The sequence below is a fragment of the Celeribacter naphthalenivorans genome (assembly GCF_020524585.1).
In the GTDB taxonomy this organism is placed as follows: domain Bacteria; phylum Pseudomonadota; class Alphaproteobacteria; order Rhodobacterales; family Rhodobacteraceae; genus Celeribacter; species Celeribacter naphthalenivorans.
This window is the reverse complement of sequence record NZ_JAIVLK010000001.1, coordinates 541,271-565,001: the sequence shown is the minus strand read 5'-3', so window position 1 is coordinate 565,001 and position 23,731 is coordinate 541,271. Positions and strand designations below refer to the sequence as shown.

Sequence of the window (23,731 nt, the reverse complement as noted above, 5' to 3'; positions counted from 1 at the left end):
TTAAGACGCCGCACCTTCGGGGGCGGCGTTTTCATGTCCAGGGTCTGGTCTACGATCCGGCAAACCCGCGCCCCAACACCCGCCAGCCCAAAAGACCGAGGACAAGCGCCCCGAAAGCGGCCACCAGAAACGGCAGGATCAGGGCGGTGTCGCGCGGCACGATGCCGTCGAACAGCCGCACGATGACGCCCGACAAAAACAGCCCGACCGGCATCATGCCCCAGGCCAAGAGGCGATAGAGGCTGTTGACCCGGCCCAAAAGCGCGTCGGGGATGGTGCGTTGGCGGTAGGACACAGAGACGGTGTTCCACAGAATGCCCATGAATTCGAACACCCCGAGGGTGAGCGCCAAAGACACCGGCCCCGGCACAAAGGCGATCGCCAGAAACGCAGGCACCGAGGCCATGAGCGAGATTTGCGCCGTTTTGGCCGCGCCGATCCGCTTGACCACCCAGCCGCCGCTCCAACTGCCCAAAATGCCGCCGATGGCGCCGCCGGTCAGGATCAGGCCGTAGACCTGCGCTTCGACGCCGAGGTTTTCCTGCACATGCAGCACCAGCGCGATCAGGACCATGTGAAAGAACAGATTCCAAAAACCGGTGATCCAAGCCAGTGCGCGCAAAAGTGGTGCGTCTCTGAGAAAGGCGAACCCCTCTTTCAACTCCCGTCGCCAGTTGCGGGGGCCGTTGGATTTCGGGCGAAAATTGCCCTTGAGCCTTGCCACGAGGACAATCGCAGACAGATAGGCCAAGGCATTGACGAAAAACGGCAAAGGCAGGGCGAAGGCCAAAAGAGACGCGCCCAAGGCCGGGCCGATCAGGGCATTGCCGACCATCTCGACGCTCCACAACCGCCCATTGGCCCGTTCCAGATCATCCTGCGCCACGAGGCTTGGCAACATGGTCTGGGCGGCATTGTCGCGAAAGACTTCGGCCACACCCACGAGGGAGGCCGCGAGGATCAACACGGTGAACAACGCAGGTGACGAAAGGCCTGTATCGGGCGGCTCCGCCAAGGGCAGAGCCCAAAAAATCGCCAAAGCCGTGCCGCCGAAAGCCAAGGCGCGCAGCACATCCATCGCCACGATCAACCGCCGCCGGTCCACCCGATCCGTCACGATCCCCGCAGGGATCGCACAGAGAAACCACGGCAGGCGCAACACCACCGGCACCAGCGCGATGATCAGAGGATCACGGGTCAGCAAAGAGGTGAGCCAGGCCCAGGCCACCACCGCCACCCCATCCGCCAGATTGGTCAAGCCGCTGGCGATAACGAAACGGCGAAAGGCAATTTGCGGCATGTGATAAACTTTCCGGTAAAACCAGACCCTATGCCGAAGCCCGAAACCACCGCAAGCGAGACACCCTCCGGACCGGCAAACTGAGCCAAAACAAAAGTTTCAAGCCCCAAAGCTGCATTTTTATTGCGACAAAATGCGCCAAATTATTGCTCTCGTCTTCGTGAAGCTCTAAGACAAATGGTAATTCCGCGATATGACTCCCGAGAAGGGGGCGGCGGAGAGACGCATAAACATCGCTTTCAAGCGCATAAACTGTACGCATGACCACGCATTAGTCGGGAGGACCGCATGGCAGACGCAGCCGTTCACGGGCATGAACACGAGGACAACCGGGGGTTCTTTACCCGCTGGTTCCTGTCCACCAACCATAAAGACATCGGGATTTTGTATCTCTTCACGGCGGCCGTCGTGGGGTTTATCTCGGTCTGTTTCACCGTCTACATGCGCCTCGAGCTCATGGAGCCCGGCGTTCAGTTCATGTGTCTCAATGAAGCGGGCGAATCCGCCGCGCGTCTGATTTCGGGCTTTGGTGCCGAAAACTGTGACCCGAACGGGCATCTTTGGAACGTGATGATCACCTATCACGGCGTTCTGATGATGTTCTTCGTGGTGATCCCGGCACTGTTCGGCGGTTTCGGCAACTATTTCATGCCGCTGCAAATCGGCGCGCCGGATATGGCGTTCCCGCGTCTGAACAACCTGTCCTACTGGCTCTATGTCTGTGGTGTGGCTCTGGGCATCGCGTCCCTCTTTGCGCCGGGTGGTAACAACCAGTCCGGCTCCGGCGTGGGTTGGGTGCTGTATCCGCCGCTGTCGACCGCCGAGGGCGGCTATTCCATGGATCTGGCGATCTTTGCGGTGCACGTCTCGGGCGCCTCGTCCATTCTGGGCGCGATCAACATGATCACCACGATGCTTAATATGCGCGCACCGGGCATGACCATGTTCAAGGTGCCGCTCTTCGCTTGGTCGATCTTTGTCACCTCCTGGCTGATCCTTTTGTCCCTGCCGGTTCTGGCGGGCGCAATCACCATGCTGTTGACCGACCGGAACTTTGGCACCTCCTTCTTCCAGCCCGCTGGCGGTGGTGACCCGATCCTTTATCAGCACATCCTGTGGTTCTTCGGCCACCCGGAAGTCTACATCGTGGTTCTGCCCGGCTTTGGCCTGATCTCGCACATCATCGCGACCTTCTCGCGCAAAGCGGTCTTCGGCTACCTGCCGATGGTCTGGGCGCTGATCGCGATCGGGGTTCTGGGCTTTGTCGTCTGGGCGCACCACATGTACACCGTGGGCCTGTCGCTGACGCAGCAGAGCTACTTCATGATGGCCACCATGGTCATCGCCGTGCCGACGGGTGTGAAAATCTTCTCCTGGATCGCCACCATGTGGGGCGGCTCCATCGAGTTCAAGACGCCGATGCTCTTCGCGTTCGGCTTCCTGATCCTCTTCACCATCGGTGGCGTCACCGGCATCGTGCTGTCTCAGGCGGGTGTGGACCGGGCCTATCACGACACTTATTACGTCGTCGCTCACTTCCACTACACCATGTCGATGGGGGCGGCCTTTACCATCTTTGCCGGGATCTATTTCTACATCGGCAAGATGTCGGGCCGTCAGTACCCGGAATGGGCGGGCAAGCTGCACTTCTGGCTGTTCTTCATCGGCGTGAACCTGACCTTCTTCCCGCAGCACTTTTTGGGCCGTCAGGGCATGCCGCGTCGTTACATCGACTACCCGGAAGCCTTCGCGATGTGGAACAAAGTCTCCTCTTACGGTGCGCTTTTGTCCTTCGCCTCTTTCGTCCTGTTCATCGGCATCGTGTTCTACACGCTCTTTGCGGGCCGTCGCGTGACCGAGAACAACTACTGGAACGAATATGCCGACACGCTGGAGTGGACCCTGCCCTCCCCGCCGCCGGAGCACACGTTCGAGACGCTGCCGAAGCGCGAAGACTGGGATCACCAGCATTCGCACTAAGCCAGTGCCACACCGGATCAAGAGAGGCCTCGCAGAAATGCGGGGCCTTTTTCATACAGCCCGTTTGATCCGCCGTTAACCGTTTAAGACATTGGGCATCTTTTGCCCTCAACAGGCCACGGTTTGCGCCGATTTCCTCAGTAGCCTTGATCTCAAGCGGTCAGGAGCACACGAATGTTGGCGTTTTTCTTCAAATCACGAGACACCGGGGAGCCCCCCATGGCGACCTTCGTGTCTGACCATTGGCATCCGCCACAATTCTCGAAAATCTACGACCCGCGCGACGGCAAAACCCGTGTCGCCATGTTGATCACCTCGCCGGAACCGCTCTTCAATCCCGACGCGATGAACGTGCGCAGTCAGATCGATGCGCTTGCCACCGAAATCGACCGCATCACCCATTGCAAATGGACCAGCCAGGAGGCCGCCAGCGCCGCCGCGCTCTTTCCCGCGCATCCTTCAACGGGCTTCGTGGCCATTCTCGAACATGGCAGCAACGGTGCCTACGCCACGCAGGCGCAACGCATCAAAGCCTATTATGCTTTCGACGGCGAGCGGATCGGCGCCTTTGAACCGCGCGGCATGCTGATCGAAGATGGGGATAGCGACTGGTGCTTGACGTTATGACAGAGGCCACCGCACGCCCCCCTCATAGAGCGGCGCAAAGACATCGCTTTCCCTGTGGTCATGAAGCGCCTAAGGTGAGGGGAAACGCACCGATCCCCACCATGCCCTATCGCTGGACGCCCAATCAGATCACGCCCCTGCCCCGGCCTCCTGAGGAGGACGCGCCTGTCTTGCGGCTCGATCTCTGGCCGCATCGCTCGCTCAAGGGCAAAGGCTTTTCCGCCACCATCTGGATCATGTTCTGCGGCGGGTTGATCCCCGTGGTGCCTTTCATTGGAACCATCGCCTTTTGGGTCCTGCTGATCTTCATGATGACGGCACTCGCGGCGCTTTGGGTGGCGCTCAGGCGTTCGGACCGGGACCGGCTGCGCGAAGAGATGCTGATCTGGCCCGATCGTGTGGAACTGACCCATTGGCCCGCCAAGGGCGCCGCTTTGATATGGCAGGCCAACCCCTATTGGCTGCGCCTGACGCTCCACCCGAAAGAGGGCAAGGTGGAGCACTATCTGACGATGAAAGGCGGCGGACCGGCGCAAACGCGCGAGGTGGAGCTTGGCGCCTTTCTCAGTCCGGAAGAGCGCCAAAGCCTTTATCACGATCTCATGACCATGTTGTCAGAGTTGAAACGGTCGAATTAAACGCCTGAGCTGCGCCGAGATCACTCCGCCTCAACGAGGACACAGCCCGTCTCGGCCTTCAGCGCCTTAACGAAAACATCCGCCTGTTTCTGGCTGTCGCGCGTGACCTTATAGGCGTCCCAGGTGGTGAAATCGTCGTCACTCATCATCTGCTCAAACATGCTCTCAGCGCTGGCTTCGAGATGGGCATCCGTCATCTGACGTGCTTTTGCGAGCTGGGCCTTGGTCGCGGCCTCGCTCGCTTGCGGGGCACAGAGAAAGGCGTAATCGCTCTCGCCGTCCTGCGACGTCATCTCATGGCGGACATAGTCCGGGTGCATCGATTGCGTGACGCTTGACGGATCGCACCCTGCCAAAGCCCCCATGGCCACCGCGCCGCACAACATCTTCATTTTCATAGCAAAACTCCTCACTTGATACGGGTCGCCGGGGGTATACGGATTCCGCGCGAAAGGAAACTCGAAACGCCCAAGACATGAAAAAAGGCCGCCCGAAAGCGACCTCTCATGATGTGCAATCTTCGGCCGCCTCAGCAGCCGAGCTGTGCCTTGACCATGGGCCCGGCAGCGCCGAAATCCATCTGGCCGGTGTATTTGGCCTTCAGAGCGCCCATCACCTTGCCCATGTCGCGGATGCTGTCCGCACCGGTCTCGGCGATGGCGTCTTCGACGGCTTTGGTGACCTCGTCAGCATTCAACTGACGCGGCAGGAATTCTTCGATGATCGTAATCTCGGCGCGTTCTTTTTCCGCAAGCTCAAGACGCGCGCCCTCTTCAAAGGCTTTTGCGCTTTCCTGACGCTGTTTGACCATCTTGCCGAGGATGCCGAGCACGTCGTCGTCAGAGACCACCACATCCTCGCCCTCGCCACGGGCCGCAATCTCGCGGTCCTTGATGGCGGCGTTGATCAGGCGCAGCGTCGCCAGACGTTCGCTGTCCTTTTCCTTCATCGCCGTTTTCAGTGCGGCATTCAGCCGGCTTCGCATATCCATATGGGCCTCATCCCCTAAAGCGTTTGACGAAGAACCTGAGTGACAGATTTTCGGAAAACGCCATACTACGGTTATATCAAACACTGCGCTTCGCTTTTACCTGCCTCAGTTGACCTGCCTCAGACAAAACGCAAAACGCTTTAGTGAAGTCGCAAGACGCCAACATAGCGAAACAGGCGACCAAGCTCAAGCACCGTTCACAATCGGCAATACATGCCATAAATAATTGAAATCATTACACTCTATATTTAAGCTCAAAATCGCCCCCCGAGTGCTTGACGCTGCCCGCCCCTTTCCTTAGGTTCCGGCCAATTTTGCCCATATAGGAGAGTCGTGCCATGGCATCTGGTCTACAGTCCGGAAATCCAACCGCTTGTCTGGCTTTGGCCGATGGCACTGTCTTCTACGGGAAAGGCTTCGGTGCGACCGGAACCACCACCGCAGAACTGTGTTTCAACACCGCCATGACCGGCTATCAGGAGATCATGACCGATCCGTCCTACGCCGGACAGATCGTCACCTTCACCTTCCCGCACATCGGCAACACCGGCGTCAACGCCGAGGATGACGAGACCACGGACCCGGTCGCGGCCGGTATGGTGGTCAAATGGGACCCGACCGACCCGTCGAACTGGCGCGCGCAGGAAGACCTTGGTCCCTGGCTCGAAAAACGCGGTCGCATCGGCATGGGTGGCATCGACACCCGCCGTCTGACCCGCGCAATCCGCCAACAGGGCGCGCCGCATGTCGCCATCGCGCATGACCCGGAAGGCAAGTTCGACATCGAAGCTCTGGTCAAACAGGCGCGCGACTTCTCCGGTCTTGTGGGGCTGGATTTGGCCAAAGACGTCACCTGTGCGCAATCGTACCAGTGGGACGAGATGCGGTGGGCTTGGCCGGATGGCTACCCGAAACGTGAGGGCAAGGGCTTTAAAGTTGTGGCCGTGGACTTTGGCGCGAAACGCAACATCCTGCGCTGTCTGGCCTCTGCCGGTTGCGACGTGACCGTGCTTCCGGCCACCGCCACCGCCGACGAGGTTCTGGCCCATAATCCCGACGGTGTGTTCCTGTCGAACGGTCCGGGCGATCCGGCTGCGACCGGCACATATGCCGTACCGATGATCAAAGGCGTTTTGGACAAAGACCTGCCGGTTTTCGGCATTTGCCTCGGTCACCAGATGCTGGCCCTCGCCTTGGGTGCCAAGACCATCAAGATGAACCACGGCCACCACGGCGCCAACCATCCGGTGAAAGATCTCGACACCGGAAAGGTGGAAATCACCTCGATGAACCACGGCTTCACCGTGGACGCGCAGAGCCTGCCTCAGGGCGTGAAAGAGACGCATATCTCGCTCTTTGACGGCTCCAACTGTGGCATTGCGGTCGAGGGCAAGCCGGTGTTCTCCGTGCAATACCACCCCGAGGCCTCCCCGGGTCCGATGGACAGCTACTACCTGTTCGAACGCTTCGCTGCGGCCATGGCAGAGCGCGAAACCGCCTGATCTGCCTGAGCGGACGGTATTAAGGTTAAGAGAAGGCGGGTTTTGCCCGCCTTTTTCGTGTCCTGAACGCCGCATTTACCACTTTCACAGTCGCGGTTAACGCGTTGTTAACCAAGCGTCCTCCAAGGTGTCCAAACGCGGTCGGGATGTGCCCGATCCGTAGACAGCGGGGGTCGGATGTCTTTTGACAGGCATCAACAGTTTCCGACATTCAAAAGCCACGGAACCTCCGCGGCCCCTCTTGTGCTGTCTGCCACTCAACGCGTCTCTCCGATCCCGTCTCCCGCGCCGCGCCCCCGCAGTCGCAAACCGATCGGACAAATCCTCGTCGAGATGGGTGAATTGGCCCCCGGCGATCTGGTGCGCGCCGCCGCCATGCGTCAACGCGAAGACGCGCGGATCGGCGATATTCTTTTGGCCCACGGCATGGTCAGCGAGCGCGCGCTCTACACCGCGCTCGCCCGCCAGTTCAACGCCGAGATCGCCCGCTTTGATCAAAGCCCGCCCGATGTGCGCCTCATCGACCGCATCGGAGCCGACGAATGCCTTCGGCGTGGGATTTTGCCCTGGCGGCAGGCGGGTGGCACGGTTCTGATCGCCTCCTGCCGTCCCGAACAATTCGAGGAATTGCGCCCACGTTTGACCGGGATTTTCGGTCCGGTGCGCTTGGCCGTCACCTCGGAAACCGCGCTGCACGAAGCGCTGTTGAAATCGCGTCAACGACGTCTGGCGTCACAGGCCGAAACCCGCGTCGCGGCCCATGAGAGCTGTCGCGAGATGGACATTCGCAAGCTGACGCGGCTCATGTCGTCTCTGGCGGTTCTGGGCCTGCTCATCGCGCTGATTTCACCGCTGACGGCGGCGATCCTTTTGACCTCATGGGCGGTGATCACGCTGGTGATCTCCACCGCGCTCAAACTCGCCGCCGCCTTTGCTCAGGCGCGAAATTCCAAGACCCGGCAAAGCACATTTGCCAGCAAACGCAACAAAACCGCCCTTCCCATCGTGTCGATCATGGTGCCCTTGTTCAAAGAGCGCGAGATCGCCACGCGGCTGATCAAACGCGTGTCCCGGCTGAATTATCCGCGTGAGCTTTTGGACATCTGTCTGGTGGTCGAAGAAGATGACACCGTCACCCAAGAGGCCATCGCAGGCACCGATTTGCCGCGTTGGATGCGGCAAATCATCGTGCCGCGTGGGGGGGTCAAAACCAAACCGCGGGCTTTGAATTTCGCGCTGGATTTCTGTCGCGGGTCCATCGTCGGCATCTATGACGCCGAGGACGCACCGGAGCCCGAGCAGATCCACAAAATCGCCGCGCATTTCGCTCAGGCCGATCCGAAAGTCGCCTGTGTGCAGGGCATTCTGGATTTCTACAACGCGCGCACCAACTGGCTATCGCGTTGTTTTACCGTCGAATATGCCACTTGGTTCCGGGTCATCCTTCCCGGCTATGAGAAAATGGGGCTGACCGTGCCCTTGGGCGGCACCACGTTGTTTTTCCGGCGCGATGCCATCGAGGAGCTGGGCGGTTGGGACGCGCATAACGTGACCGAGGACGCCGATCTCGGCATCCGTCTGGCGCGCCATGGCTACCGCACCGAGTTGTTGCATACTGTGACCGAAGAAGAGGCCAACTGTCGTCTCTGGCCCTGGGTCAAGCAGCGGTCGCGCTGGCTCAAGGGCTACGCGATGACCTACGCCATGCATATGCAAAAGCCCGGCAAGCTCTGGCGCGATCTGGGGCCGTGGCGGTTCTTTGGGGTGCAGGCGCTGTTCTTGGGCGCCTTGTCGCAATTCGTGCTGGCACCGTTTTTGTGGTCCTTCTGGATGTTCCCCTTGGGCCTGCCGCATCCGATGCGCGGGGTGCTGCCGCATGATCTTTTGGTGGTTCTGGGCGCGGTGTTCCTGTTTTCTGAGGTCATCACCATCGCCACCAGCATGGTCGCCACCTCGACCTCGAAACACAAATGGCTTTGGCCTTGGGTGCCGACGCTGCATTTCTATTATCCGCTGGCCACCCTCGCTGCGCTCAAGGGGCTCTGGGAAGTGGTGTCAAAGCCCTATTACTGGGATAAGACCGCGCATGGCATCGATGATCACGGCTTTCACGAGGAAACTGAGGCCGAGGCGCCTCTTGTGCTCTCGGACCCGATTGCCCCTGAGGTCGCCGAGACCGCGCCTTTTGTTTTGAGAACGCCGCGTGTCACCCGCAAGGCCCCCGCGAATGAAAAGCACGCCCCGCCTGTCCTCTATCCGACCCGCGACGAGGCCCCCATGCCTCTGCGCGAAGTGGCCGAAGCGGCGCGGCCCTTTGCCTTTGACGGCTTGCAACCGGAGACCGGCGGCTCGGCCCCGGTTCCGGGACGGCGGCTGACCTTTGGGCTGGACTTGTCACGCGGGCCGCAACCCCCCGCCCTGCGCCGCGCGGTGGAGGCGGCGGCCGTGGCCCTCGACCCGGAGCGCCTGCGTCCAGCGCCTCAGCCGGACATCCGCCCGACGCCAGAGCGAACCCAAAACTTGGGCGTGCTGACAACGCCTGCGCCACCGCCCGCCGTCAACGCGCCGGGGGCACCGGACTGGGCGCATGTGGCCGCTTTTGCCGAGCGACCGGACTTCGTGCCGGGCGTGTCGCCAATCGATAAAAGTCGTGACAGTGCCTAAAGGCGCTTTCCCTTAACGCACTTTTTCCGCGTCGATTTTCAGCCGGGTGACAAAAGCTTTCGAAATGTGATCGGAGAGCGCCTTATGCGCCGCCTCTCCATCGCGCGCCTCGATGGCGGAAACGATAAGATCGTGCTCCTTGATCGCCTCCTCGCCACGGCCTTCGGCGGCCAGAGAGGTGGTCGCCAAAAGCGCCATGGAGCGGTGCACGAGATCGAGCTGTTGCACGAGGTATTTGTTGTGCGACGCGAGGTGGATTTGCTTGTGGAACCGGCGGTTGGCGCGTGACATCGGCTCGGGCTGGCCGATGAGAGCGCGATCTGCCTCGACCATATCGCGCAGCACGCGGACCTCTTCGGCGGTGGCATGACGCGCGGCCAGACGCGCCGCCAGACCTTCAAGCTCGGTGCGCACCACATAGAGATCGGCCATCTGGTTGTGATCCAGCGAGGCCACAATGAGAGACCGCCCGTCACGGGTGAGCATGGATTGGGTCTCAAGCCGCTGCAACGCCTCGCGGATCGGCGTGCGCGAGACACCGAACCGCTCCGCCAGCTCGCTTTCGACCAGACGGTCGCCGGGGCGATAGACGCCGGTATCGATGGCCTCAAGGATCAGCCCATAGGCATCTTTCTGGCTCGCGCGCGGGTCTTTCATCTCAGGTCTCTCTCTCGGCTCACTTTTGACTCAGCGGGTTTTGTTCATCCGGGCAGGCCCAAACCATAGCCATGCAGTGCCCCCGCAATCAAGCGCTAACACGAGGCGGCTTGCATGTGCCGAAGGGGGCTTTTAACAAAGGCGCATGGTAGCCGATCATTTCTCACACGTGAAAACCTGGGTCTTCGACCTCGACAACACGCTTTACCCGCCAGAAGCCGCGCTGTTTTCCCAGATCGAGGTCAAAATGACCGATTGGGTGGCGCGCGAATTGAATGTCTCTCAGGACGAGGCCAACCGCCTGCGCAGTGACTACTGGCGCGAATTCGGCACCACGCTTTCGGGCATGATGACCAAACACGGCACCGATCCGCTGCCCTATCTCACCTATGTGCATGACATCGATTTTTCCGGCCTGACGCGTGACGCGGAGCTGAAAGCCGCGATCACCAACCTGCCGGGGCGCAAGATTGTCTACACCAACGGCTCGGCGCCCTATGCGAACCGTGTGCTTGAGGCGCGCGGGCTGACCGGGATTTTCAACGCGGTCTATGGCATTGAACATGCTGAGTTTCATCCCAAACCCAAGGCCGAAGCCTTTGACACGGTGCTGGGGCTCGACGGCATCACGCCGACAGAGGCCGCGATGTTCGAAGACGATCCGCGCAACCTCGAAGTGCCCCACAAGCTCGGCATGAAGACGATCTATGTCGCCCCCTCACCGCTCGCCCCTCCTGCACCCCATATCGATCACCACACCAATGATCTGGCGCGCTTCCTGCGCGAGTTGATGTGATCTGATCCCGGCAGTTTTGCCGCAGTTTCGCTTAAGCCCGCTTGATCCAAGTCAATCGCCTGCGTCAAACCGTCGCCGTGACGACAGGCATGTCCTCACGTATCTCCGGTCGAAATCCAACACAAACGCCCCCCATCACTCGCGGAGCACGCACATGACCGACGCCACTCTCGACATCACCCCGTCCCACGACGCCCACGATCACCATGAAGGTGGCGAGGCAACGCCGCGCGGTGTGGCTCTGTTTTTGTTGGTGGTTGTCGCGGTTCTGGCCGCTGTCATCTACGGCGCTTTCGCGATCGGCCCCTGGGTTTTGGGCGTGACCGCCGTGGCGACCGTGCCGGTGATCTACCTCGTGCTGATCCTGCTCACCATGGGCCGCTGAGCCTTAAGTTTCTGCTCCAAAGGGCGGCGCGCAGATCGTGTTGCCCCTTGGACAATCCCCTCTTTTGCACCTATCTCTGAGGCAAAGCCCGAAGATGCAGAGGAGATCCGGCCATGACATCCCAGACAAATGACACTTTTGATGTCTTGGTCTCTGGCGGCGGCATCGCGGGGCTGATCGCGGCGGCGGCCTTTGGGGCGTCGGGGTTCAAAACCCTCATGGTCGATCCCGCAGAGCCCGTCATCACTGGCGACGAGGCCAGTTCCGATCTGCGCTCCACCGCGTTCCTGCGCCCGGCGCGCGATCTGTTCCAACGCATCGGCATCTGGGACACGCTGGCGCCCCATGCGACGCCGCTCGAATCCCTGCGCATTGTCGACACGTTACCCGGTGAGGACGGCGCCCCCGCCGTGATCCGCACCGAGCGGCAATTCGAAGGTCGCGAAAGCGGCGATGAGCCCTTCGGCTGGAATTTCCTGAACTGGGTGATCCGCCGCGAATTGGCCCGTGCGGTGCCTGATATTCCCAATGTCGAGTTGCGCTATGGTGTGGGGTTCAAGAGCCTCTTCACCCGCACCAGCGAGGCGCGTGTCACCCTGACCGACGGCACAACCCTGCGCGCGAAACTCGTCGTGGCCGCCGATGGGCGCAATTCGCCGCTGCGCGAGGCCGCGGGCATCGGCGTCAAGACCACGCGCTACGGTCAGAAATCGCTGGCCTTCACCGCCACCCATGAGCTGCCGCATCACAACGTCTCGACGGAGATCTACCGCGAAGGCGGGCCGTTCACCATGGTGCCCTTGGCCGACATTGACGGCAAACACGCCTCCGCCATCGTCTGGATGAACAAAGGGCCCTATGCCACCGAGCTGTTGAACATGGACGTCGACGCCTTCAACGCTACGATGACGACGCGCTCTGCGGGGCTGTTTGGCAAGCTGGAACTGGCCTCTGGTCGCGGTATTTTCCCGATCATCACCCAGCTCGCCGATCGGCTGTCGAGCGAACGCGTCGCGGTGATCGCCGAGGCCGCGCATGTGTTGCCGCCGATTGGCGCGCAAGGGTTGAACACGTCTTTGAACGATTTGGCGGAACTCTTGGCGCTGGCAGAGAACGATCCGGTCGGACTTGGCGGCGAAGCCATGCTCGACGCTTATGCGAAGACTCGGCATCGCGACATCGCGGCACGAGCCAAGGTGGTCGATCTGTTCAACCGCGTGGTGCGCTCCGAGGATGACATCCTGCGCGCGGTGCGGCTTTTGGGGCTGAAAGCGGTGCATGACCTGCGCCCGGTGCGCCGCAAGGTGATGGAAGCGGGACTGGGGCCGATCTAAGGCGCACCCTGACCTCCCCCACCACTGCCTCATGTTTCTCACGCGTTAAGGTTAATCTGATTAAGGTTCACGCGTGAGAAAGCGCTGAAATGCATCGGTCTGTGTTTCCTTTGCTGCCCCAAATACTCAAAAGCTTTTGGCCAGATGAGTATTTAGGGCCAAAGGAAACCCTTAGCCCTGCACCGCATCCAAGGCGGCTTCCAATCGGGCAATCGTGGCATCGACGTCATAGAGCTTGTCCAAACCGAAAAGCCCGAGGCGGAAGGTCGAGAACCCCTCGCCCTCATCGCATTGAAGCGGCACGCCCGCCGCGATTTGTACCCCCTGCGCCGCAAAGGCCGCGCCGGTTTTGATCATCGGATCGTCCGTGTAGCACACCACGACACCCGGCGCCTCGACGCCCTCTGCCGCGACGGATTTAAAGCCGCGCTCCGCCAGAAGGTGCCGCACCCGGCGGCCCAATTCCCATTGCGCCTCGGAGAGTTTCGCGAAACCGTAGTCTTTGGTTTCCAGCATGGCGTCCCGGAAGGCGCGGAGCGCATCGGTCGGCATGGTGGCGTGATAGGCATGACCGCCGCCCATATAAGCCTCCATGATGGTCAGCCATTTGCCGAGATCTATCGCGAAAGACGAGCTTTGGCGGGATGTCACGGCCTCGACACCGCGCTCCGAAAGCATCACCAGACCGGCGGAGGGCTGGGCCGACCAGCCCTTTTGCGGCGCGGAGATCAGCACATCGACGCCGGTCGCCTTCATATCAACCCAGGCACAGCCCGAGGCGATACAATCGAGCACCATGAGCCCGCCGTGTTCATGCACGGCCTCTGCGAGTGCGCGGATATAGGCGTCGGGCAGGATCATGCCCGAAGCGGTTTCGACATGGGGCGCGAAGACGGCGGCGGGTTTGAGCTCGTGGATTTTGGCGACGGCCTCTTCCAAGGCCGCGGGCAAGAAGGCGGAGGTCGGTTCATTGCCGGTGCGGCGCGCTTTCAACACGGTCTGCGAGGCCGGAATGTCGCCCGCCTCGAAGATTTGCGACCAGCGGAAAGAGAAAAAGCCGTTGCGGATCACCATGACGTCTTCGCCACCCGCGATCTGGCGCGCGACGGCTTCCATCGCATAGGTGCCGCCACCGGGGACGACCACAGCCGTGTCGGCAGAATAGACCTCGCAGAGCGTGTCGTGGATGTCGGTCATCACGGTTTGAAAGGCCTTCGACATGTGATTGAGCGACCGGTCGGTGAAGACGACCGAGAATTCGAGCAATCCATCGGGGTCGATATCGGGGCGCAAAGCGGTCATGGGGTCCTCCTCGGATGATGATTGGCCTCTGCGGTGGCACAAAGGTCACGGCTGCGGCGCGCTGAATGCGGCGGGGCTGGACAGAAAGCCCTCCTCCCCGTCATACTCTGCGCCAAGCGCCACCTCTGTCTCAGGTCCAAAAGAGCACCGGACAGGCGAAAAAACAAGGCGTTGACCAGAGCACAATAAAAGACCGCATCTGCAAAATCTAAAGATGCGTCACCCGAGGCAGATCGTTCGGCCCTGGCCGGACAGAACATACAGGCAGAGAGCAGTCATGCCGAAAGACGAATGCATCGTGATGGGCCTGCCCATCGTGACCCCACAGCTTGGGCCGTCCCGCACAAAGCGCGGAGACGCGATGCCTCATGCCCTCCGCTCTCCAGTAGAAGGCCTGCGCGATGTCGACTGAAGAAATCCTGGTGATGGGCGGCTCGCTGCTCGACAATGTGTCCATCGGCACCAACAGCAGCGGCGGCAACGGCGGGCATATCATGATCCACAACGGCACGATGCCGTTCGAGGAAGACGACGTCGTAGTCATCACCGTCCAGAATGTCACGGATGGCGAAGTTTCGGGTTCCAGCCAGATCACCGGAATCGTCGTCTATGACAGTCCCGCCGATTACGTGAACGGCACGGCGCTTTACACCTATGAGCCGATGAACCCCGGCCAGACGGCCAATATTCAAAGCGATCTCTCCGGTCTGGGCGACACCTATTTGCGCTTTAACGCCAATGTGCTTGTGTCCTCTAACGGGGGCCCGCGTCTCAACAACGTGTTGATCGCGCCCGGTCAGGATCTGACCGAATTGCGCCCGGTGATCCAGATCGATCACGAGACGGATATGGATTACGACGGCGACGGTGTGATCGACAATGAGGGCGACGGCAATTTCAACATCGACAACAACACCTTTGCCAAAGAGATCATCAACGGCGCCGTCTGTCTGACCCGCGGCACGTTGATCGACACGCCCGAAGGCCCGCGCTTTATCGAGACGCTGAAAGAGGGCGATCTGGTCAACACGCTCGATCACGGGGCCCAGCCCATCCGCTGGATCGGATCGCGCAAAGTGCCCGCAACGGGGGCGCTCGCGCCGGTGCTGATCCGCATGGGCGCGCTTGGCAACCTGCGCGACATGTGGGTGAGCCAGAACCACCGCATGCTGGTGCGCGGTCCGCAGGCCGAGGTGCTGTTTGGCGAACGCGACGTTCTGGTCGCGGCCAAATATCTGGTCAACGATCACAGCATCCGCATCGTCGAGGGTGGCAATGGCACCGGTATGGTGGAGTATTTCCACATGCTGTTCGACGCGCATCAGATCGTCTTTGCCGAAGCCTGCCCGACCGAAAGCCTTTACCCGGGCCAAGAAGCCCTCAAATCCGTGTCGGATGAGGCGCGGTGTGAAATCCTGACGCTGTTCCCGGAATGCGAGGACGAGAGCGCGCAGCCCGAGCTGTCGCGCTACGAGTTGAAATCTTGGGAGGCAAAGGCGCTTCGGGGCCTTCGCGATGTGTCGCTCAGAAAGGCGAGCTGAGCGCGGCTTTCACGTCAGAGCCCAGATCGCCCTCCTCAGACACCGGTCGCAACAAAGGCACCGGCGAGCTTTTCAGCATAGGTCGGCAAAACGGCTGCGCGGCCAACCAGCGGCGCATGTCTTCGCGTTTGGTGCTGGAATGAAACGGCCCCCAATCGGCTGCGACACCGCGCATGCCTTGGCTGACCACCCGGTCGCGGGCCACGGTTTTGTTCATGATCCTGACCGCACAGGCCAAATTCAACTCGCCGTCTTTCAGCGCCTCGCCCGTGCCCGCCCGACAATTGTAATGCCGCGCGGTGGGCGGCGCGATCTGCACCAGACCGAACCATTGCCCGCCGCCCCCGACCGCCGTCTCGCGCCAAGTGCTTTCGTGATAGGAGAGCGTCGAGAGAAGCCCGGCCCAGAACGCCGCACGCCCGCTTTCGTCTTGGGTGGCATAGCCCGGACACCAATTGTGAATGTCCCCCGGCACGGTTTTGATCAGCCCCTGCCCATGACTGGCCACCGCGCGCATCGCCGCACGCGTCCACGCCGGGCCGCGCGTCTGATTTTTCCAGCGAAGTTTCGGCATGCGGATTTCATAGGGACGCGGGATGGGCACGGGGCTGGCCGACATGGGCAAAACCGGCGCGGACATGGTCGAGGTGGTGTCCGCGGCCCAAACAGGGGCCCAAACGGGTGTGACCGCACTCATGAGAAGTGCGAAGGCAGCCCCAACGATCCTTTTCGACACGCGTGTCACACCACATCACCTTTTATCAGCAAGCTGTCTATATATGCCCGGGAAAACCCTCTTTGCAAAGCCCGAGCGCCCGCCCCCTCTTGCCCATGGGCCTGAGACCGCCTAGAACGCCAGAAAAGCTCGATCAGATCAGGGACACGCCCATGCTTGACCATCTCGAATATGCCGCACCGAAAGTGAAAACCATCGCAGGTGCGAAAGAGGATTGGGAACTCGTCATCGGGATGGAGATTCACGCCCAGGTCGCCTCCGAGGCCAAACTGTTCTCCGGCGCGTCGACGCAATTCGGCAATGAGCCGAACTCGAACGTGTCCTTCGTGGATGCGGCGATGCCGGGCATGTTGCCGGTGATCAACGAATATTGCGTCGAGCAAGCCGTGCGCACGGGGTTGGGTCTCAAGGCCGACATCAACCTGTTCTCGGCCTTTGACCGTAAGAACTATTTCTATCCTGACCTTCCCCAAGGCTATCAGATTTCCCAGCTCTACCACCCGATCGTGGGCGAAGGCGAAGTCATCGTCGATATGGAGCCGGGGGTCGCCCGCAAGGTGCGGATCGAGCGCATTCACCTTGAACAGGACGCGGGCAAATCCATTCACGACATGGACCCGACGATGTCTTTCGTGGACCTGAACCGCACCGGTGTGGCGCTGATGGAGATCGTCTCGCGTCCCGACATTCGTGGGCCGGAAGAGGCCGCCGCTTACGTGCTGAAACTGCGTCAGATTCTGCGCTATCTGGGCACCTGCGATGGCAACATGCAGAACGGCAACCTGCGCGCTGACGTGAACGTCTCCGTCTGTCGTCCGGGTCAGTATGAGAAATACCAGGAAACGCAGGATTTCTCGCATTTGGGCACCCGTTGCGAGATCAAGAACATGAACTCCACGCGCTTCATTCAGGCCGCCATCGACTATGAGGCCCGTCGCCAGATCGCCATTCTCGAAGACGGCGGCACGGTCGATCAGGAAACCCGTCTTTACGATGCGGCCAAGAACGAAACCCGCTCGATGCGCTCGAAAGAGGAAGCACACGATTATCGCTATTTCCCCTGCCCTGACCTCCTGCCCTTGGAGATCGAACAAGCGTGGGTGGACGACATCGCCAAAAGCCTTCCGGAACTGCCGGACGAGAAAAAGGCGCGTTTCGTCAAGGACTTCGGCCTGTCGGAATATGACGCGGGCGTCTTGACCGCCGACACGGTGAACGCGGATTTCTTTGAGAAAGTCGTGGCCGTCGGCGAAGACGGCAAGCTGTCGGCCAACTGGGTGATCAACGAGTTGTTCGGTCGTCTCAAAAAGGACGACACGGATATTGCGGAAAGCCCGGTCAGCCCGGAGCAACTCGGCGAAATCGTCAAGCTGATCAAAGCGGACACGATCTCCGGCAAGATCGCGAAAGATTTGTTCGAGATCGTCTACACCGAGGGCGGCAACCCGGCGGAAATCGTCGAAGCGCGCGGCATGAAACAGGTGACGGACACCGGCGCCATCGAGGCCGCCGTGGACGAGATCATCGCCGCCAACCCGGCCCAGGTCGAGAAAGCCCAGGCCAACCCGAAACTCGCGGGCTGGTTCGTCGGTCAGGTGATGAAAGCCACCGGCGGCAAGGCCAACCCGAAAGCGGTGGACGAGCTGGTCAAAACCAAACTCGGTCTCTGATATGCGCCTGTCCAAAGGATTGATCCGGCTGCTGGGCCTGTGCCTGCTGTCGATTCACCTTTGGGCGGCGGGCATTGTTCACGCGGGCGCGCAACTTCAAACCGCTCTCGTTGCCTCTGAGCGACCGCTGAGCACGGCGGCGCTTCCGTCCGGCATGAACTGGTCGGACATCTGTGGCGTCGGCGCGGGCAAAGAGGACCACGGCGCCACCGCCCCCGTCTGTCCCTTCTGTGTGCTGCACGCGGCGGCGCTGTTGGTCGCAACAGAGCCTGTTCTGCCCCGGCCCCTGTCCCATCGGACCGAACAGACACAGATCGTCGCAACTCTCCCGCACGCGGTGTTTTCCGGCGCCACGCCGCCGATCCGCGCGCCGCCCTCTTTCTCCTGATCCCTCATCTTTGACATCAAATCCCCCGCGCCGTTGCACTCGAAGGCGTCGGGTTCAGGAGACATATCATGAAAACCACTGTTCTTTCCGCACTCGCCCTGTCCTTTGCGGCAGGCTCCGCCTCCGCACATGCCTCGCTCGACGTGAGCGAAACGCCCCCGGAGACGAGCTTTAAATTCGTCATGCGCGTGACCCATGGCTGCGACGGTCAGGCCACACACACCGTCAAGATCGACATTCCGGAAGGCCTCGTGTCGGTCAAACCGATGCCGAAAGCCGGTTGGGACGTCTCGGTCGAGACCGGCCCCTACGCGCGCAGCTACGAGGATCACGGCCCGAAAAGCGAGGGCGCAAAGTCGATCACTTGGACCAATGGGGCGCTTGAGGACTGGCAATATGACGAATTCGTCTTTCGCGGCTATGTGAGCGATGCGTTTGCGCCGGGGGACACGGTTTATATCCCGGTCGTGCAGACCTGCGAGGGCGGCGAAAACGCCTGGGTCGAACTGCCGCAAGAGGGCCAACCGCGCCCGGCACATCCGGCCCCCACGCTCTCCATCATCGAGGGCGCGGGCCACAGCCACTGAGACCACCAGCACGACGGAAAGGGGCGGCCCACCGCCCCTTTTCATCGCTTGACCTGCGATGGCTGAGCACCGATCTTGGCGGGCAACGCAACAGAAAGATCGCTCACAGGAAGATCGCTCCATGTCCGCCGCTCCCCTCCCCGCGCCTCATATCTCCACGCTGATCGACGTCCGCCCCGAATGGGTGGATTACAACGGTCACATCAACATGGCCTATTACGCGGTGATCATGGATTTGGGCGGCGATCAGATGTACCCGCTGATCGGGCTGGGGGAGACCTATGCCAAGACCAAAGGCCACACGAGCTACACCGCCGAAGTGCATATCTGTTACAAACGCGAGCTGAAACTCGGCGACCGGGTGCGGGTGCAAACACAGCTTTTGGATTTTGACACCAAACGCATGGTGCTGTTCCATGAGATTCACCACGAAGGTGGCTGGATCGCGGCGACTGCCGAGGAATTGCTCTTGCATATCGACATGTCAGGACCGCGCGTTGTGCCCTTCCCGCCAGAGATCGCGGACAATCTCGCAGCGCTGAAACAGGCGCATTCCGCCCTGCCCCGTCCTGCACAGGCCGGACGTGCGATTTCTCTGGCAAACAAGGCCGCCTAATGACGTCAATCCTCCGTTAAGCCCTCTCGCGTAAGGCTATGTCAGGAAGGAGATCGCCATGTCCCATTACGAATATATCGCCATTCCTGCCCCTCACGAGGGCGAAGCCAGTTCTGCCGCGCAGACGCCACAGGCCCGGCTCGCCGATGCCGTCACCGTGCGGCTCAATGCCATGGCAGGCGACGGCTGGACCTATCTGCGCTCGGACGAATTCACCTTGAACGGGGTCGAGGGCAAACAAGCCGTGCTGATTTTCCGCCGCGAAAGCGATTTCGGTGTTTTTGCCACCGACAAGCCGGAATACGGCACCTTTGCCACGCCTTGAACGAGGGAAAGCGGTTCCACGCGTATGTGATAGGGCCGCACTTGACCCCTTCCGGGGATCGGCTACACCGGGGGCAACAAGGAGACCCTCTGATGCCCCGTTACGAATATCTGACCCTGCCCGCCCCGCGCAAAGGCGAGAAATCCAAAGCGGCGAGAACGCCCGAAGCCCGGATCGCGCAGGCGATGCAAAGCCTTTTGAACGAAAAAGGCCGCGAAGGCTGGGAGTATCTGCGCGCCGATCTGGTGCCGATGGAAGAACGCGCGGGGATCGCGTCCAAAACCGTGAATTATCATACGGTTCTGGTGTTCCGCCGCGAGCTTGGCGCGGCCGCAGAGATGGCAGCCACGCTAGAGACGAAGGGCGCGGAGGTCGAGACCGCCCCTGCGCGCAAAACGCTGGCCGCAGATCGTGACACGCCGCCGCCCTCCGTGCCCTTCCCCGCGAAGGCGGAAAAAGGCGCCGGAGCCGAAGCCCGCAAGGTTGCGCCGGATGTGGCTGAAGAGATCGCCGAAGACCGCGAGTCCTGATCTCAGGGCTTACACATCCAGATCAAGCGCCAAGGCGTGAATGCGCGGCACCAGATCCCCTAGAGCTTTGTGCACCATGCGGTGGCGCGCGACGCGGGACTGGCCCTCAAAGGCGCTTGATCTGATCCGCACGTTGAAATGGGTCTCCCCGTCGCCGCCCGGATTTCCGGCATGGCCCGCATGAGACGCGCTGTCATCCACGACCAGCAACTCACTGGGCGCAAAGGCATTTTGCAAACGTTCACGCATTTGATCGGCAATTGTCATCATCGGCCCCTTTTCCATTTTCCCGTTCTCATCTAAAGTCTTGCGTCCGAGTCGAAAAGGTTGAGGCAGATGGATAAAAAAGACCCCTTCGGTTTTGATATGTCAGTATCGTCCGCGAAAAAGAACAGACGCGGCGGCCGCAGAGGCATGTCCGGCGCGTTCGAGACCTCCAAACGCAAATGCGAATGGGAGGGCTGTGAGGAAGCGGGCCAATATCGTGCGCCGCGGTCCCCGGATCACCTCGACGAGTACAAATGGTTCTGTAAGGAACATGTGCGCGAATACAATTTGCAATGGAATTTCTTTACCAATGCGACCGAGGCCGAGATGGATGCGGCCTATAAATCGTCTCAGACCGGCGACCGCCCGACCAAGCCTTTCGGCAAGAAATCGGTCGAGCAACGCGCCTGGGAACGTCTTGGCATCGACGATGCCCATGAGGTTCTGGGCGAGAACGCGACGCGCAATCCGGGCAAATCGGACCCGGCGGCGCCGACCCGCAAACTTCCGCCGGTCGAACGTCAGGCGATCGAGATTCTGGAGGCCAAGGACCATTGGACCAAGGCCGAGATCAAGAAACAGTATCGCGCCCTGATCAAGGTGCTGCACCCCGACGTGAACGGCGGCGACCGTTCGCAAGAGGAGCAGTTGCAACAGGTGGTCTGGGCCTGGGATCAGCTCAAGGAAAGCCGCTGGTTCAAGTGATGTCACTTTGAAGCCAATAAGAACGGTGCGCTGAAAGGCGCACCTTTTTTCTATGTGTCGATGAAAACAATTCGGCCAACGCGCACGGATCACCTTCGCGCAGCTCACATTTCAGGTCACGCAACAGATTTCCAAGGAGAGCCCGCCCGTGTTTTTTGCAATGTTCATCTTATTTACGCTTCTCGCAGGTATCGTCGCATTCATCCCGCTCACTGTGATCCTGCATAGAAGATATCGGCGCATTGACCGCAGCCCTGCGCGCAGAACGCTTCTGAGCGGTTTTGTCGCCAGCGTGCTCGTGATCGTGCTTTTTTGGTATACCTCTAGCGACGCGGATATCCGTGTGTCGTATTATGTCGAGAACATTCGCCCCAATATCTTGCGTTGTAAAAACGACAGCGATGGCGAGGCCTGTCTGCAGGTTGCCAAAACCTATCTGACCACGACCACTGGGCGATGCAACGTCTATAGACAGAATGGCGTGTACACTGGCTCTCGGCAATGTGTCGTGGCCCGGCAGAACGATGCAAAAGCTCTGCGCTATGCAAGTTTGTCGTGTGAAGCTGGCGTGATGGAGGGCTGTACGCGTCAGGCCATGGCACAAAATCCTGACCCCGACACCTTGATCGCCACGCTCACGGATCAATGCCAGCGCGGCGGAGCTTTGGCCTGTACGACCCTGAAAACCATCAAGCCGACGCCACAAAACACCCGCACCTCCCTGCCGTGCCACATCAATGATGGCACAGCCTGCGCTTCTCTTCTGCGCAGCACGCTTTTGGATATGCTCAATGATGACACTTTGAATCCCAGTGCCATGCTGCGGGTATACGGTGAGATGAGGATATTTATGCGCGCCCCCTCAGCGCAGGACCTGACGCCGGAGCAAGCCGAAGCGATCACGACATTGCTCGCACTTTCCGAAGATGCCCTGTCCTTAGAGGCGATGGTTTCCACCATGCCCGCAGAGGCCGCGGCGGCCGAGAAAGCGGCTCTCAAAGCCCGCATCGAGGCGGTAACATTTCCCGAGTTCCGCGAGGACCTCTAGGTGGGACCGGGCCTCCCCCCAAGCGTCGCCGCGCTAAAGGGGAGGAGGTCAAAGACCTGAGATCAATGATCGGCAGGCGTGGCGGGCTTTTTCTTGAAGAGCGCAATCAGCGGATTGATCACTTTTGCCACGATGGGAATCAGGATCAGCCCGTAGATCAGACCAAAGATGCCGTCGAAAAAGGCGGTGACGAACCATTTGACGAAATCAGCGGCCCCTTCGACCGCATGGGCGGCCAGTTCGGCGAGATCGTGGATGTCCTGATAGGGGCGATGCAGGCCCAGCTCGTGCATGCCGTGAATGACGATGGAGCCCCCGACCCAAATCATCGCCGCCGTGCCGACGATCATCAGAAGCTTCATCAACAGCGGCATGAATTTCACAATGCCACGCCCCAAAGCGCGGGTGGCGGAGAGACGCCCGACGCGCGCGAGCCAGAGCCCGAAGTCGTCCGCTTTGACGATCAACGCCACGCTGCCATAGACCACCACTGTGATCAAGATGCCCGCCAGCGCCAGAGCGCCCGCCTCGAACCAGATCGACAGGCCCGGATCGAGGGCGGAGAGGATGATGGTCATGATCTCGGCCGACAGGATGAAATCGGTCTTCACCGCGCCCGCGACCTTTTGCTCTTCGAGATGGGCCGGATCGCCCTTGGCGGGCTGGCCATCGGCATGGGGCGCGTGGGGTTTGAACAGGTGATAGACCTTCTCGGCGCCCTCGAAACACAAATAAGACCCGCCAAGCATCAGCAGTGGCATGATCAGCCAGGGCGCAAAACTCGACAGCAAAAGCGCCAGCGGCAGAAGGATCAGCAATTTGTTGCGGATCGAGCCCAGAGCGATCTTGCCCACGATGGGCAATTCGCGGGCGGGGGCGAACCCATGGACGTACTTCGGCGTCACGGCGGCGTCGTCGATCACCGCGCCTGCGGCCTTGGCAGAGGCTTTCGCCGCCTGCGTTGCGACATCGTCCACATTGGCCGCCGCCACTTTCGCGATCCCCGCGACATCGTCCAAAAGCGCCAGAAGGCCACTCATCTCATTGTCCCCACGTAAAAAACTACATTGGGACGTATGTAGGCACGAAGCGCCCGAAAGGCCAACCCACAGCATCTAAAGACGCACATAAAAAGCGGGATG

The 23,731-nt window shown here is 60.6% G+C and carries 26 protein-coding genes; 18 read left to right on the top strand and 8 right to left on the bottom strand.

Annotated features, from left to right (window positions below; genetic code table 11):
* Nucleotides 1-49: 49 nt before the first annotated feature.
* Entirely contained in the window at nucleotides 50-1,300 is a 1,251-nt protein-coding gene (locus LC094_RS02780) for an MFS transporter (protein WP_226550057.1), read from the bottom strand.
* 288 nt (nucleotides 1,301-1,588) lie between these two features.
* On the opposite strand from LC094_RS02780, the gene LC094_RS02775 reads away from it, so the two are divergent.
* The 3 genes from LC094_RS02775 (at nucleotide 1,589) to LC094_RS02765 (ending at nucleotide 4,545) form a co-directional block, all read left to right on the top strand.
* A complete protein-coding gene (locus LC094_RS02775; RefSeq protein WP_226550055.1) occupies nucleotides 1,589-3,280 on the top strand; it encodes a cytochrome c oxidase subunit I in 1,692 nt (563 codons plus the stop codon).
* 219 nt (nucleotides 3,281-3,499) lie between these two features.
* Nucleotides 3,500-3,907, top strand: coding sequence for a hypothetical protein (locus LC094_RS02770; protein ID WP_226550054.1), 408 nt, complete (start codon nucleotides 3,500-3,502; stop codon nucleotides 3,905-3,907).
* Between the two features lie 101 nt (nucleotides 3,908-4,008).
* Nucleotides 4,009-4,545, top strand: a complete 537-nt coding sequence (locus tag LC094_RS02765) for a DUF2244 domain-containing protein (protein ID WP_226550053.1) — start codon at nucleotides 4,009-4,011, stop codon at nucleotides 4,543-4,545.
* 20 nt (nucleotides 4,546-4,565) lie between these two features.
* Here LC094_RS02765 and LC094_RS02760 read toward each other — a convergent pair whose 3' ends face one another.
* Nucleotides 4,566-4,943: a hypothetical protein gene (locus LC094_RS02760; protein WP_226550052.1), complete on the bottom strand. Its 378-nt coding sequence runs from the start codon at nucleotides 4,941-4,943 to the stop codon at nucleotides 4,566-4,568.
* A 131-nt stretch (nucleotides 4,944-5,074) separates the two neighbouring features.
* Complete coding sequence (locus LC094_RS02755) at nucleotides 5,075-5,536, bottom strand: GatB/YqeY domain-containing protein (protein ID WP_226550051.1); 462 nt, start codon at nucleotides 5,534-5,536, stop codon at nucleotides 5,075-5,077.
* 338 nt (nucleotides 5,537-5,874) lie between these two features.
* On the opposite strand from LC094_RS02755, the gene carA reads away from it, so the two are divergent.
* Nucleotides 5,875-7,038: a glutamine-hydrolyzing carbamoyl-phosphate synthase small subunit gene (carA, locus tag LC094_RS02750; RefSeq protein WP_226550050.1), complete on the top strand. Its 1,164-nt coding sequence runs from the start codon at nucleotides 5,875-5,877 to the stop codon at nucleotides 7,036-7,038.
* A 243-nt stretch (nucleotides 7,039-7,281) separates the two neighbouring features.
* A complete protein-coding gene (locus tag LC094_RS02745; protein WP_226550049.1) occupies nucleotides 7,282-9,702 on the top strand; it encodes a glycosyltransferase family 2 protein in 2,421 nt (806 codons plus the stop codon).
* A gap of 12 nt (nucleotides 9,703-9,714) precedes the next feature.
* Here the strand turns inward: LC094_RS02745 and LC094_RS02740 are convergent, their stop codons facing one another.
* The gene (locus LC094_RS02740) at nucleotides 9,715-10,359 is read right to left on the bottom strand and encodes a GntR family transcriptional regulator (protein WP_226550047.1); all 645 of its coding nucleotides are present in this window, start codon (nucleotides 10,357-10,359) and stop codon (nucleotides 9,715-9,717) included.
* 145 nt (nucleotides 10,360-10,504) lie between these two features.
* Here LC094_RS02740 and LC094_RS02735 point away from each other — a divergent pair, with 145 nt between their 5' ends.
* The 3 genes from LC094_RS02735 (at nucleotide 10,505) to LC094_RS02725 (ending at nucleotide 12,874) form a co-directional block, all read left to right on the top strand.
* Nucleotides 10,505-11,155: a pyrimidine 5'-nucleotidase gene (locus LC094_RS02735; protein ID WP_226550045.1), complete on the top strand. Its 651-nt coding sequence runs from the start codon at nucleotides 10,505-10,507 to the stop codon at nucleotides 11,153-11,155.
* Nucleotides 11,156-11,309: 154 nt separating this feature from the next.
* A complete protein-coding gene (locus LC094_RS02730) occupies nucleotides 11,310-11,540 on the top strand; it encodes a hypothetical protein (RefSeq protein WP_226550043.1) in 231 nt (76 codons plus the stop codon).
* 113 nt (nucleotides 11,541-11,653) lie between these two features.
* Complete coding sequence (locus LC094_RS02725; RefSeq protein WP_226550041.1) at nucleotides 11,654-12,874, top strand: FAD-dependent monooxygenase; 1,221 nt, start codon at nucleotides 11,654-11,656, stop codon at nucleotides 12,872-12,874.
* A gap of 171 nt (nucleotides 12,875-13,045) precedes the next feature.
* Here LC094_RS02725 and LC094_RS02720 read toward each other — a convergent pair whose 3' ends face one another.
* Nucleotides 13,046-14,176 (bottom strand): aminotransferase class V-fold PLP-dependent enzyme, encoded by a 1,131-nt coding sequence (locus tag LC094_RS02720; RefSeq protein WP_226550040.1) that lies wholly within the window; start codon nucleotides 14,174-14,176, stop codon nucleotides 13,046-13,048.
* Between the two features lie 277 nt (nucleotides 14,177-14,453).
* Here LC094_RS02720 and LC094_RS21540 point away from each other — a divergent pair, with 277 nt between their 5' ends.
* Together LC094_RS21540 and LC094_RS02715 are read left to right on the top strand one after the other, a co-directional pair.
* The gene (locus LC094_RS21540; protein ID WP_264186320.1) at nucleotides 14,454-14,588 is read left to right on the top strand and encodes a hypothetical protein; all 135 of its coding nucleotides are present in this window, start codon (nucleotides 14,454-14,456) and stop codon (nucleotides 14,586-14,588) included.
* Nucleotides 14,578-15,717: a Hint domain-containing protein gene (locus tag LC094_RS02715; protein WP_226550039.1), complete on the top strand. Its 1,140-nt coding sequence runs from the start codon at nucleotides 14,578-14,580 to the stop codon at nucleotides 15,715-15,717. Before LC094_RS21540 ends, LC094_RS02715 begins: the two co-directional genes overlap by 11 nt.
* Here the strand turns inward: LC094_RS02715 and LC094_RS02710 are convergent.
* The gene (locus tag LC094_RS02710; RefSeq protein WP_226550038.1) at nucleotides 15,701-16,462 is read right to left on the bottom strand and encodes a transglycosylase SLT domain-containing protein; all 762 of its coding nucleotides are present in this window, start codon (nucleotides 16,460-16,462) and stop codon (nucleotides 15,701-15,703) included. The two genes, LC094_RS02715 and LC094_RS02710, sit on opposite strands and share 17 nt — an antisense overlap.
* Nucleotides 16,463-16,605: 143 nt before the next feature.
* Between LC094_RS02710 and gatB the strand changes: the two genes are divergently transcribed.
* The 6 genes from gatB to LC094_RS02680 all read left to right on the top strand — a co-directional run bounded on the left by gatB (nucleotide 16,606) and on the right by LC094_RS02680 (nucleotide 20,569).
* The gene (gene gatB, locus LC094_RS02705; protein WP_226550037.1) at nucleotides 16,606-18,123 is read left to right on the top strand and encodes an Asp-tRNA(Asn)/Glu-tRNA(Gln) amidotransferase subunit GatB; all 1,518 of its coding nucleotides are present in this window, start codon (nucleotides 16,606-16,608) and stop codon (nucleotides 18,121-18,123) included.
* Between the two features lies 1 nt (nucleotide 18,124).
* Nucleotides 18,125-18,511: a hypothetical protein gene (locus LC094_RS02700; protein ID WP_226550036.1), complete on the top strand. Its 387-nt coding sequence runs from the start codon at nucleotides 18,125-18,127 to the stop codon at nucleotides 18,509-18,511.
* A gap of 68 nt (nucleotides 18,512-18,579) precedes the next feature.
* Nucleotides 18,580-19,098 (top strand): YcnI family copper-binding membrane protein, encoded by a 519-nt coding sequence (locus LC094_RS02695; protein WP_226550035.1) that lies wholly within the window; start codon nucleotides 18,580-18,582, stop codon nucleotides 19,096-19,098.
* Between the two features lie 121 nt (nucleotides 19,099-19,219).
* Nucleotides 19,220-19,714 carry a thioesterase family protein gene (locus LC094_RS02690; protein WP_226550034.1) on the top strand — a complete coding sequence of 165 codons (495 nt, stop codon included), beginning with the start codon at nucleotides 19,220-19,222 and terminating at the stop codon, nucleotides 19,712-19,714.
* A gap of 58 nt (nucleotides 19,715-19,772) precedes the next feature.
* Nucleotides 19,773-20,039: a hypothetical protein gene (locus LC094_RS02685; RefSeq protein ID WP_226550032.1), complete on the top strand. Its 267-nt coding sequence runs from the start codon at nucleotides 19,773-19,775 to the stop codon at nucleotides 20,037-20,039.
* Nucleotides 20,040-20,131: 92 nt separating this feature from the next.
* A complete protein-coding gene (locus LC094_RS02680) occupies nucleotides 20,132-20,569 on the top strand; it encodes a DUF4177 domain-containing protein (RefSeq protein WP_226550030.1) in 438 nt (145 codons plus the stop codon).
* A 9-nt stretch (nucleotides 20,570-20,578) separates the two neighbouring features.
* On the opposite strand, the gene LC094_RS02675 is transcribed toward LC094_RS02680, so the two are convergent.
* Complete coding sequence (locus LC094_RS02675; protein WP_219783896.1) at nucleotides 20,579-20,836, bottom strand: BolA family protein; 258 nt, start codon at nucleotides 20,834-20,836, stop codon at nucleotides 20,579-20,581.
* Nucleotides 20,837-20,905: 69 nt separating this feature from the next.
* Between LC094_RS02675 and LC094_RS02670 the strand changes: the two genes are divergently transcribed.
* On the top strand, nucleotides 20,906-21,541 hold the full coding sequence (locus LC094_RS02670) for a J domain-containing protein (RefSeq protein ID WP_226550028.1): 636 nt from the start codon (nucleotides 20,906-20,908) through the stop codon (nucleotides 21,539-21,541).
* A gap of 148 nt (nucleotides 21,542-21,689) precedes the next feature.
* Nucleotides 21,690-22,589 (top strand): hypothetical protein, encoded by a 900-nt coding sequence (locus LC094_RS02665; protein WP_226550026.1) that lies wholly within the window; start codon nucleotides 21,690-21,692, stop codon nucleotides 22,587-22,589.
* A gap of 62 nt (nucleotides 22,590-22,651) precedes the next feature.
* On the opposite strand, the gene LC094_RS02660 is transcribed toward LC094_RS02665, so the two are convergent.
* Nucleotides 22,652-23,629 (bottom strand): DUF808 domain-containing protein, encoded by a 978-nt coding sequence (locus tag LC094_RS02660; protein WP_226550024.1) that lies wholly within the window; start codon nucleotides 23,627-23,629, stop codon nucleotides 22,652-22,654.
* Nucleotides 23,630-23,731 lie beyond the last annotated feature (102 nt).

Excerpts from the sequence above, each read along its gene's own strand:
- LC094_RS02725 (WP_226550041.1), top strand. The coding sequence starts at position 11,654 with ATGACATCCCAGACAAATGACACTTTTGATGTCTTGGTCTCTGGCGGC.
- LC094_RS21540 (WP_264186320.1), top strand. The coding sequence starts at position 14,454 with ATGCCGAAAGACGAATGCATCGTGATGGGCCTGCCCATCGTGACCCCA.
- LC094_RS02770 (WP_226550054.1), top strand. The coding sequence starts at position 3,500 with ATGGCGACCTTCGTGTCTGACCATTGGCATCCGCCACAATTCTCGAAA.
- LC094_RS02670 (WP_226550028.1), top strand. The coding sequence starts at position 20,906 with ATGGATAAAAAAGACCCCTTCGGTTTTGATATGTCAGTATCGTCCGCG.
- LC094_RS02775 (WP_226550055.1), top strand. The coding sequence starts at position 1,589 with ATGGCAGACGCAGCCGTTCACGGGCATGAACACGAGGACAACCGGGGG.
- LC094_RS02685 (WP_226550032.1), top strand. The coding sequence starts at position 19,773 with ATGTCCCATTACGAATATATCGCCATTCCTGCCCCTCACGAGGGCGAA.
- LC094_RS02690 (WP_226550034.1), top strand. The coding sequence starts at position 19,220 with ATGTCCGCCGCTCCCCTCCCCGCGCCTCATATCTCCACGCTGATCGAC.
- LC094_RS02760 (WP_226550052.1), bottom strand. The coding sequence starts at position 4,943 with ATGAAAATGAAGATGTTGTGCGGCGCGGTGGCCATGGGGGCTTTGGCA.
- LC094_RS02675 (WP_219783896.1), bottom strand. The coding sequence starts at position 20,836 with ATGACAATTGCCGATCAAATGCGTGAACGTTTGCAAAATGCCTTTGCG.
- gatB (WP_226550037.1), top strand. The coding sequence starts at position 16,606 with ATGCTTGACCATCTCGAATATGCCGCACCGAAAGTGAAAACCATCGCA.
- LC094_RS02660 (WP_226550024.1), bottom strand. The coding sequence starts at position 23,629 with ATGAGTGGCCTTCTGGCGCTTTTGGACGATGTCGCGGGGATCGCGAAA.
- LC094_RS02720 (WP_226550040.1), bottom strand. The coding sequence starts at position 14,176 with ATGACCGCTTTGCGCCCCGATATCGACCCCGATGGATTGCTCGAATTC.
- LC094_RS02765 (WP_226550053.1), top strand. The coding sequence starts at position 4,009 with ATGCCCTATCGCTGGACGCCCAATCAGATCACGCCCCTGCCCCGGCCT.
- LC094_RS02780 (WP_226550057.1), bottom strand. The coding sequence starts at position 1,300 with ATGCCGCAAATTGCCTTTCGCCGTTTCGTTATCGCCAGCGGCTTGACC.
- LC094_RS02755 (WP_226550051.1), bottom strand. The coding sequence starts at position 5,536 with ATGGATATGCGAAGCCGGCTGAATGCCGCACTGAAAACGGCGATGAAG.
- carA (WP_226550050.1), top strand. The coding sequence starts at position 5,875 with ATGGCATCTGGTCTACAGTCCGGAAATCCAACCGCTTGTCTGGCTTTG.
- LC094_RS02735 (WP_226550045.1), top strand. The coding sequence starts at position 10,505 with ATGGTAGCCGATCATTTCTCACACGTGAAAACCTGGGTCTTCGACCTC.
- LC094_RS02700 (WP_226550036.1), top strand. The coding sequence starts at position 18,125 with ATGCGCCTGTCCAAAGGATTGATCCGGCTGCTGGGCCTGTGCCTGCTG.
- LC094_RS02730 (WP_226550043.1), top strand. The coding sequence starts at position 11,310 with ATGACCGACGCCACTCTCGACATCACCCCGTCCCACGACGCCCACGAT.
- LC094_RS02680 (WP_226550030.1), top strand. The coding sequence starts at position 20,132 with ATGCCCCGTTACGAATATCTGACCCTGCCCGCCCCGCGCAAAGGCGAG.
- LC094_RS02695 (WP_226550035.1), top strand. The coding sequence starts at position 18,580 with ATGAAAACCACTGTTCTTTCCGCACTCGCCCTGTCCTTTGCGGCAGGC.
- LC094_RS02715 (WP_226550039.1), top strand. The coding sequence starts at position 14,578 with ATGTCGACTGAAGAAATCCTGGTGATGGGCGGCTCGCTGCTCGACAAT.
- LC094_RS02740 (WP_226550047.1), bottom strand. The coding sequence starts at position 10,359 with ATGAAAGACCCGCGCGCGAGCCAGAAAGATGCCTATGGGCTGATCCTT.